This window comes from Candidatus Wallbacteria bacterium, from assembly GCA_028687545.1.
GTDB lineage: Bacteria > Muiribacteriota > JAQTZZ01 > JAQTZZ01 > JAQTZZ01 > JAQTZZ01.
In genome coordinates this window covers 1-8,024 of record JAQTZZ010000090.1, presented here as the reverse complement: position 1 = coordinate 8,024, position 8,024 = coordinate 1, and the positions used below count along the sequence as shown (strand labels likewise).

Annotated in this window: 8 protein-coding genes; 4 read left to right on the top strand and 4 right to left on the bottom strand. The window is 45.1% G+C overall.

Annotated features, from left to right (window positions below; translation table 11 throughout):
* Window positions 1-423 (bottom strand): prepilin-type N-terminal cleavage/methylation domain-containing protein (locus PHW04_18735; protein ID MDD2717930.1); only part of this gene is annotated, 423 nt, incomplete at its 3' end.
* 145 nt (window positions 424-568) lie between these two features.
* On the opposite strand from PHW04_18735, the gene PHW04_18730 reads away from it, so the two are divergent.
* The 3 genes from PHW04_18730 to PHW04_18720 are packed head-to-tail and all read left to right on the top strand — an operon-like array spanning window position 569 to window position 1,929.
* Window positions 569-727 (top strand): hypothetical protein, encoded by a 159-nt coding sequence (locus tag PHW04_18730; GenBank protein ID MDD2717929.1) that lies wholly within the window; start codon window positions 569-571, stop codon window positions 725-727.
* On the top strand, window positions 724-1,170 hold the full coding sequence (locus PHW04_18725) for a hypothetical protein (protein MDD2717928.1): 447 nt from the start codon (window positions 724-726) through the stop codon (window positions 1,168-1,170). The genes PHW04_18730 and PHW04_18725 overlap by 4 nt, the downstream gene beginning before the upstream one ends.
* A 12-nt stretch (window positions 1,171-1,182) precedes the next feature.
* The gene (locus tag PHW04_18720; protein MDD2717927.1) at window positions 1,183-1,929 is read left to right on the top strand and encodes a tetratricopeptide repeat protein; all 747 of its coding nucleotides are present in this window, start codon (window positions 1,183-1,185) and stop codon (window positions 1,927-1,929) included.
* Window positions 1,930-2,459: 530 nt separating this feature from the next.
* Here PHW04_18720 and PHW04_18715 read toward each other — a convergent pair.
* From PHW04_18715 to PHW04_18705, 3 genes are all read right to left on the bottom strand, one after another.
* Window positions 2,460-4,799 carry a hypothetical protein gene (locus tag PHW04_18715; protein MDD2717926.1) on the bottom strand — a complete coding sequence of 780 codons (2,340 nt, stop codon included), beginning with the start codon at window positions 4,797-4,799 and terminating at the stop codon, window positions 2,460-2,462.
* A 15-nt stretch (window positions 4,800-4,814) separates the two neighbouring features.
* The gene (locus PHW04_18710; protein ID MDD2717925.1) at window positions 4,815-5,885 is read right to left on the bottom strand and encodes a carboxypeptidase-like regulatory domain-containing protein; all 1,071 of its coding nucleotides are present in this window, start codon (window positions 5,883-5,885) and stop codon (window positions 4,815-4,817) included.
* A 273-nt stretch (window positions 5,886-6,158) separates the two neighbouring features.
* Window positions 6,159-7,124 (bottom strand): cyclic nucleotide-binding domain-containing protein, encoded by a 966-nt coding sequence (locus PHW04_18705; protein MDD2717924.1) that lies wholly within the window; start codon window positions 7,122-7,124, stop codon window positions 6,159-6,161.
* A 70-nt stretch (window positions 7,125-7,194) separates the two neighbouring features.
* On the opposite strand from PHW04_18705, the gene PHW04_18700 reads away from it, so the two are divergent.
* Window positions 7,195-7,854, top strand: a complete 660-nt coding sequence (locus tag PHW04_18700; protein ID MDD2717923.1) for a hypothetical protein — start codon at window positions 7,195-7,197, stop codon at window positions 7,852-7,854.
* The last annotated feature ends 170 nt before the right edge of the window (window positions 7,855-8,024 follow it).

Genomic DNA, 8,024 nt, shown 5'->3' with positions numbered 1-8,024 from the left:
ATCCGGCCCTCCTGATCTGATAGTCAGATAATATTCCCCGATATAAACATCCACAGCTGTTTCCCCGTTGACGCCTGAACGGCTTCCCGCTTTTGTGGTGTTGATTTCCACCCTGAAATCCCTGTCACAGCTGTCTTTTGGGATAAAATTGAGGAAATTGTGCGCAACCAGATACTGAATCGGGTCAATAGTCTGCTCCAATGGCTTCAATGGTTTCAGACTTGTATCATAAGAAATTTTATAATAAGCAGAGATTGCCTCAGCAATAGTTTTTTCGGTGAACCTGGTATTTATTTCGCGCTGGTCTGTAATCATGCTTGCCACGTAAGGTACGACAGCGACACTGAGGATGATGATCAATGCCAGAACAATGATCAGTTCCAGCAAAGTAAAACCGGAATAATGGCCAGGGGCTGTCCTCATCCTTCACATATTAACATATCCGGTTTCCCAAAACGACCGAAGGTGTTTTGGGAAAAATTCAGAGATACCAGCATACCAATTTGCAGATAATAGTCTTTATTTTCCAATGATTCAGCCGATAAAAAACCTGAGGGCAAAAAAGAGTATGTGGTGCGGAAAAAAGACAATGTTTGCTGAAGAAATATTCATCATCAATATCTATGGTGATGGCTTTGAGAGGAAACGTCTCGAATCAGAGATCGAGCGTGGCGGCAGAATCCTGTTCCGGCTCTGCCGTAAGATCAAGCAAAGGATCGGTATATGAAAACTGCACTGGTGATATTCCTGGCGATCAATGTTTCCCTGTGTTTTGCATACAATGTTACATCTGCACAAGGCCATCTCACTCCGCTGCAGCAGCTTTCGGAAAATCTGTTTACCCAGGCTATGAGCATGTATGACAGCGAAAACGTCAAGCAGGCATTCATTCTTTATCTGAAGGCTGTAACAGTTGATGACAAGATACTGGGCAAGTCGGAAAAAGGCCTGATCAAATCGGCGATAGCCTGCCTGCAGAAGGAACTTCAGGACACCCCTCTGAATGCCGAAGACAGATACCTGCTGGCCATGGCGTATGAATCCAGCGGGGATTTTCAGAGCGCTTTTCATGAATACAAGAAAATCATCCGTAATTTTCCAGATACAAAGTTTTCAAGACTTTCCTGGGAGCAGGTAAACAGATATCTATTCGTAAAAACAATAAACTAGCGAGGTCACAACATGCAGAAAGACAAGGAAACTTTCCCCGATTTTCAGAACATGCAGGGCATCAGGGCGTACGAAGAAGGAAAGACTATGCAGGCCATCAAGTATTTCAAGCAGGCCATCTCCCTGAATCAGACTTATGTGGAAGCATATGTGAATCTGGGGGTCACTTATTCAGACAGCGGTCTGAAAGACGATGCTGTGAAAGCTTTTGAACGCGCTTATCTGCTGGACCCGAACTATATGGATACTTTCGGCCTGACTGTGACGAAGAGGGAAGAAGCGACTTCCGCTCACAAGCGGATGGCGCTGGAGTATATGAACAAGAATCAGTTTCAGGACGCCCTGATGGAGATTGAGATCGCCTGCCGGAAAAAGCCGAATTACCCGGATTATTATAATATCCGCGGAGTGATTCTGATCAAGCTCAAACGCTTCGAGGAAGCTCTGGAATCGATCAAAAAGGCTCTGGAACTGAATCCTGAGTATGATTCCGCCAAGAGCAACCTGGCCCTGATCCATTATTACCGCGGCCTGCATTACTTTGAAACTGGTCTGGAAATGGAAGCAGTCAAGGAGTGGAAACGGTCCCTGATCATTGATCCTGTCAAGAGCCTGGTGAAGCTGCATCTCAACCAGGAAAAGGACAAGATCACGATGAGGATCACCTGTCCGGGCTGCAAGGAAATGCTCAACCTGGACTGGAAATACTGCCCGTATTGCGGGAGCAAGAGAAGGCAGGACGCGACGCTGCCGGACTGATAAGCACTAACCTGGTAAAATAAAGAAAGCCATCCTCAGGGGTGGCTTTTTTGTTGGGCAGTGAATCTCGGGTCTACTCAAGGGGAGGACTTTATCCTCCCCTTGAAATCCCACCAATCAGAGGGACTGCGCCCCTCTGAACACCCCGGCGGGGAGTAAAAGAATTCTGCTTCTCTCAAGGCACGCTATCGCCATATGTTTGATAATAGAATGGATTATCTGACTAAGAAAGTTTCTGCGTCTTTACCCACGGTTTGGAGCGTCCCTCTCGACCCCACCATATCCGGGAGCGGCTAAAATAGGAAAAACCTGTTCGAAGTCAGGGTGAATCATACCTAACAAAATATGTACAATCTTTCAAAGATGGGGTCTGGTCGTTCCAAATAACTTACCCAAATTACGACCTGACCCCAGCTCTATGTGTTTACTTAGACCTGGGAAGTTTCTATCACTTTTCACCTACACGATTCAAACCCTTTCAATGGAAAACACCCTTAAAATGACAATTCCAGGGTGTTTCTAAAGAAAAGTTAATAAGTGATTGTCACTGTCTCAGGCAATGGTTGCGTGGATCCGTTGAAAACCATGGAAGGTATAGAGGTGCAGAGGTGGCCAGCGATGTAGAATTTGATGGCTGTGTTCCTCACTCCACCATTGCCTATACCAGCCGGGTCTTCAGTAATTACGTTGAATAGGGGTATTGCTCCAGATGTGGTAATCGTGCTCCTGCCACACATAAGGGCAGTCGATCCAGCAGTCGTGCTCAACGCATACACCCTGTCGCCAACTGCGCCACTGCTTCCATTTATGGATATAAACTGCTGGACGCTGTTGTTGCTCTGAGTCCCATTAGCTTTCGCTGCAGAACTAATCGCAGAGCTGGTATCTGTAACATTAATAACGAATGCGGAGTAGTAATTGGTTGATCCACTGGTCAGACTTGTGTCATACATCTTGTACCAGGTGCTTACTGTGGGGCTGGTCTCAGTAAGGATAACGGTTCCATCAGTGGCTGAGCTAGGATAGCTGCCGCTTTTTCGTACAATCACAAGGGTCATCCCACCGTTAAGGTTCCCTGGAGTTTTGCAGTACAGGTCGATTTCAGTGGAATCCCAGGGCAGGGCGACAAAACTAGACACAGCATTTGGAGGATTGGTGACAGTCACTGTTAAATTTGCAGTCTGTCCAGCATAGGTCGCAGTTAATACAGCGCTTCCTGTGGATGATAAAGTAAAGGTGGTTCCATTAATAGAACCTACGCTTGAGGTTGTGGACCAGGTTGGTGTGACGGTTGCTGTTGTAGAGTCATTGAAAGTGCCGGTTGCCCCTATATTGTTGAGATTGTAGCTGCCACTAAAAAGCTCCAAAGTCAGGGAGTTCTGGTTCAACGAGATTGAGGTAACTTGATGGGAATTCACGGTCAAGTCAGCAGAAGCAGTTTTCCCGTTTTCAGTGTAAGTGCAGGTTAATGTGGAAGTCCCGGCAGAAGATGGAGCAGTAAATATGCCGTTTGCTATTGAACCACCCCCATTTTTAACTGTCCAGATGCCATTATTACCTGTAGCATCACAACTTATACCAATGTGAATAGATTTACTAATCCCATTTTCAGAATAAGTGCATTCAACGGTTTCCAAGACACCTATAGAAGGAGCTGTATACTTTGTTCCGTTTGCAATTCCAAATCCCACACTGTCCAGATTTAAACTGCTTAAATTGTTTGCAGTGCTGCATTCAACAGTTATGGGATTAGTTCTCATACTTATCGCAGGAGCGCTGAGTGCAGAAGAAAAACCATCTCCAACATAATTAATTTTCTGAGATCCATCAGCATATTCAATAATCAAGTCATAGTAAAAAGTAATCCAGGAAATGAGATCAATGGTACTGTTTGGAGAACACGATTGATAATCGTTATAAAACCTTGGTTCATATGAGTTTTGTGTGTAATAAAAATCTACTAACGCTGGTGATAAAAATAAATCAGGGACAACTGCCGAGCTATTCTTAACTTCAATTGTGGCTGCCATTGAAATGAAATTAACTTTTTCTGCCTGAATCCTGAAAGTTCCATTCCCCAGCCCTTGCAGGTAGTAATTTCCATCATAGTCGGTCAGGGTCAATTGCACCAGAGTGTTACCGGCATTGTATGCCTCAACAGTTATATCTGCCTGCCTGGACAGATTATTCATCAGCACTCTGCCGCTGACAACAGTGGAAAGTGGAGCTAATGTCATGTCATTTAAAGTATGCGTCTGTGCCGCCAAGACTTCCACGGATGTGAGCCTCTGATTTGCATAACCTTGGAACATCACTTCCAGAGTATAAAAGCTCACAGGAATGTCAGAGATGAGATAGTTACCAATTACATCAGTTAGGGCAAGATATGAAGTCCCAGCAAGATAAACCATTATTCCTGAGTACTGTGTTTGCCCAGTCAAAGTCACTTTGCCTGAAAGAGATCCTGTCGCAGTCACCTGTATATTCAGCGTGGTGATCGCCATTTTTTTAACTTCCACATCAAGCTTCTGTCCAACAATAGTAGCACCGCGCCTGGCCTGGACGAAATATCTGCCTTCTGGAACGTCCTTGATTTCGAATCTTCCATCAGTGTCAGTCAGGGCTGAATAATTCTGTGAAGCAGTTTTTCCAAGCATCTTGCTCTTCACACTGGCAGCCATGCTGTTGGTAACCTGCTCTGCTGACACAACAACTCCAGCCTTCTGAGGTCCATCAAGCAGACCGCTGATGGAGCCTAAGCTGGTTGCAACCACTGCTGTACCGCCTCCACCTGATCCACCTCCAGAGCACCCGTACATCATGATCGCTGTGATAATGAGAACCGGAAAGAGAATCAGATGGCGCTTCATATTCACTCCTTGTCTTTATTGCACATTGACGTCAGGGATGGTTTTGGTTACAATCCCGTCGCACTTAACAATCACGGTATATGTACCGGCAGGGATGTCGGAAAACTCGTAATACCCGCTGCTGTCGGTCTCAGTAGCATAAGTGGTGTTCAACAAAAAGATTCCAGCTCCTGAGACAGGCAAACCCGTCTGGTCGTCCGTGACAGTACCGGATAATATTCGATTCCCGTATCTCAGAATGCCGTCTCCTTCCATATAGAACCAGTATCCATAAGCAGGTAGCATTGAAGAGAGGGTGGAGAAATTTATCGCTGAATTATTCATGAATGTACGAAAACCTTCTGGTCCTTTATCAGACGGATTCCTGTAAAATCCCATGATATACCTGACCTTCCCGGAAATTGGATGCTGATTAAAAATTGTGTCTATCACTGTTTCAGACGAATCGAGTGCTGTAGGAAGCGAAGAATCGGCGTTGATCCAGCTGCCGACCAGATTCCAGCCGGACTTCATGGTCTGCTCTCGGCTTTCATAGATCCTTGTCCCGCTGACTTCCAGAGTAGCATCGGAAATCATGTACACCCAGTATCCATGATATCCGTCCATGGTAAGCAGGTTGCTGAATTCTTTGATACCCGGCAAATTCATGTATGTCCTGAAACCCTCATTTTCCCCAGTGCCGGTATCCCTTAAGAATCCCATTACATAGTGCATACTGCTGCTGATGGCTGCGAAGATCACTTCAATGCTGCCAGAGGTCGGCTGCAAGCCGAGAGAAATCAGGTTCCAGCCGGAATAGAGTTCAATTTCATTAGATATTGCAGGGACGAGGCTTTTTGACTGCATGAGTGGAGCAATCGTCTTTGCTATGCGAGGTTGCTGGTTTGGCTGCACCGTGGGATGTGGCTGGATGGATGGAGCGCTCTGCAGTGTCTTATCTGCTGGAGCAGCATTTAACCTGATCAACCTGGCTTTGGCAGATACAGCAGAAACTGAAAAGTACAGAAACAAGATAATCAGAGCAATGGGCAGGCTGACTGCGGATTTCTTGGTACCGAATCTGAAAGAATAGATTTTTTTCCTCATAATGTTGTAACCGGCGTTTTGTTTAGCAGCTTTGGATTAGACTGGTAGAACGACGATGTGGAAGTATCATATCGTCTGTTCAAGTAAATTTCAAGTAAGTCAAAAGCAAGCTTTACTTGCACCTGGTTAAACAAAAACTGTAATACTAAGGATTAATCTTACTTGAATAGGAGAGAGAAGAGGGAAGAGTTAGATAGGCCTGGGTTGAGCTGGTCTATGGGGAGATTCTGTTTTCCACATTTTATCTACGACCGGTAATGTTTCCAGGTAACCTTAGAACTCTGGCGTAATGTACTGCTTCCGGTATTCCTTGCGGGCCTTTTCCTCAAGGTGGAAATAGGCGTTCTCAATGGCAGTCGCCACCTGCCTGGAAACACCCAGCATCAGGTTGATTTCAGAGTCAGTATAATAATTCGAAGTGGTGTCAGCAAGAAGTATCAGCCCTACAGTCTGGGTTTCCTTAAGCAGCGGGACACAGAGAAGGCTCTTGATCTCAAATCCAGGGATCAGAAGAGCTTTAAGTTCCACATCATCTGATGCGAATCCTTCAGCGACAACTGGAGTCCCCTGGGCGAAACATTTTCCAAGAGTCCCAATATTCTGCTGGATTTCCAGTTCCAGCACCCTGCTGTCAAAACCCAGTGTCGATTTCACGTCGATCCGGTCTGCGTAAGGATTGTGGATAGCGATCAATGCCACTTCAGCTTTCAGGGAATCTTTCAGGTGCTTGATCAGTGCTTCGCAGAGCTGGTCGGCATCTTTGATGGTACCGATGATCTTTCCTGTCTCATAGAGGACCACAAGCTCACGGCTGGTATTACGCAAACGTTCGCTGAGCGTGATGATGATGGCTCTGGACAAAGAACTCGACAGATGCGGGTTTGCCTTGATCAATGCATGATAATCCTGGGCGTCTATCTCGAAGCAGGAGGTAGTGCCGATTGCGTATGAAGAGGCGGAGCGTCTGCTTGCCGAATCGCTGTACATCGCCATTTCACCAAAAAAAGATCCTGCCCTGATCGTAGCCAGTGTTTTTTCCCTGTCAGATGACGGGTCAATCTGCTTTCTGATCTCGATCGCGCCCTTTTCGATGATAAAAAGGGAATTGCCAAGATCGCCTTCCTTGAAAATCCGCTGCTCTGGCTCGAAATTGCGTTCCTTGATGATCGGCAGAAATCCCTTGATTTCTTCTTCTTTCAGATTCTTAAACAGGCTGACTTCCTTGATCCGTTCCAGCATATTACAGCTCCCTTTTTTGCATTTGAAAGGATAATTCATTATAATAAAGTAGCTGTTAATAGTCAAAAACATGATAATTATTTATAGCTTATGCTTATTTTCTGCCTTCATCGTCGCGCTCAGCCTGATTCCATTCCGGATCAGGCTGGATTATGATTATCCGGGACATAATTTTCATTTTCAGATTAATTTTCTTTTTTTAGGGTATGCCTTGTCGATTGAAGATGATGCCACAATCCACAGACTTAGAATTTTTAACTATTGCAAGATTTTCCAGCAGGATGAGCAGAGTCTGGATTTGCAGTATTTTGCTGTCAGCTCGAAATTCCAGGCTTTTTACAAAAATCAGCCGTTCATCAGAGACGGGATCTATCTGATCTGGAAACTTCTCTGTCTGATTTACCAAAAGTTCAAGAACTGGGCGCTGGATCTGGATGTCAGTTATTCCACTACAGATCATATGCTGTCAGGACAGATCTGCGGATTGCTGTATTCTTTGTCCGGATTTTTCCGCCGCATTAATTTTACTCCGCATCCGGTTTTCACGGATAATCTTTTTTTCAATCTTCGCTCCCGTTTCAGACTGGAATTTAAAATCATTACGCTGCTGGATATTTTATTTTCTCTCACATTTAAAAGAGAAACATGGAAGCTGGCATGTCTCGCATGGAAGTATAGAAAATCGATTCGTTCCAGGCCCTCAAATTTCGACGAATTTCCACCGGGTTGAAGTGGAAGTCATCCCTGAACATTCCAATAAAGAGTTCTGCAGATAGGGGAAACCCGGTCTTTCCAGGATGTTGCCACAGATCCATCGCCCGATAATATATCTTATGTAACCTAGGAGGTTACATAAGATATAGGGGAGAGGAAGGACAGAAAAAAAATAAAAAACTGGAG

Excerpts from the sequence above, each read along its gene's own strand:
- PHW04_18730 (MDD2717929.1), top strand. The coding sequence starts at position 569 with ATGTGGTGCGGAAAAAAGACAATGTTTGCTGAAGAAATATTCATCATC.
- PHW04_18725 (MDD2717928.1), top strand. The coding sequence starts at position 724 with ATGAAAACTGCACTGGTGATATTCCTGGCGATCAATGTTTCCCTGTGT.
- PHW04_18720 (MDD2717927.1), top strand. The coding sequence starts at position 1,183 with ATGCAGAAAGACAAGGAAACTTTCCCCGATTTTCAGAACATGCAGGGC.
- PHW04_18715 (MDD2717926.1), bottom strand. The coding sequence starts at position 4,799 with ATGAAGCGCCATCTGATTCTCTTTCCGGTTCTCATTATCACAGCGATC.
- PHW04_18710 (MDD2717925.1), bottom strand. The coding sequence starts at position 5,885 with ATGAGGAAAAAAATCTATTCTTTCAGATTCGGTACCAAGAAATCCGCA.
- PHW04_18705 (MDD2717924.1), bottom strand. The coding sequence starts at position 7,124 with ATGCTGGAACGGATCAAGGAAGTCAGCCTGTTTAAGAATCTGAAAGAA.
- PHW04_18700 (MDD2717923.1), top strand. The coding sequence starts at position 7,195 with ATGATAATTATTTATAGCTTATGCTTATTTTCTGCCTTCATCGTCGCG.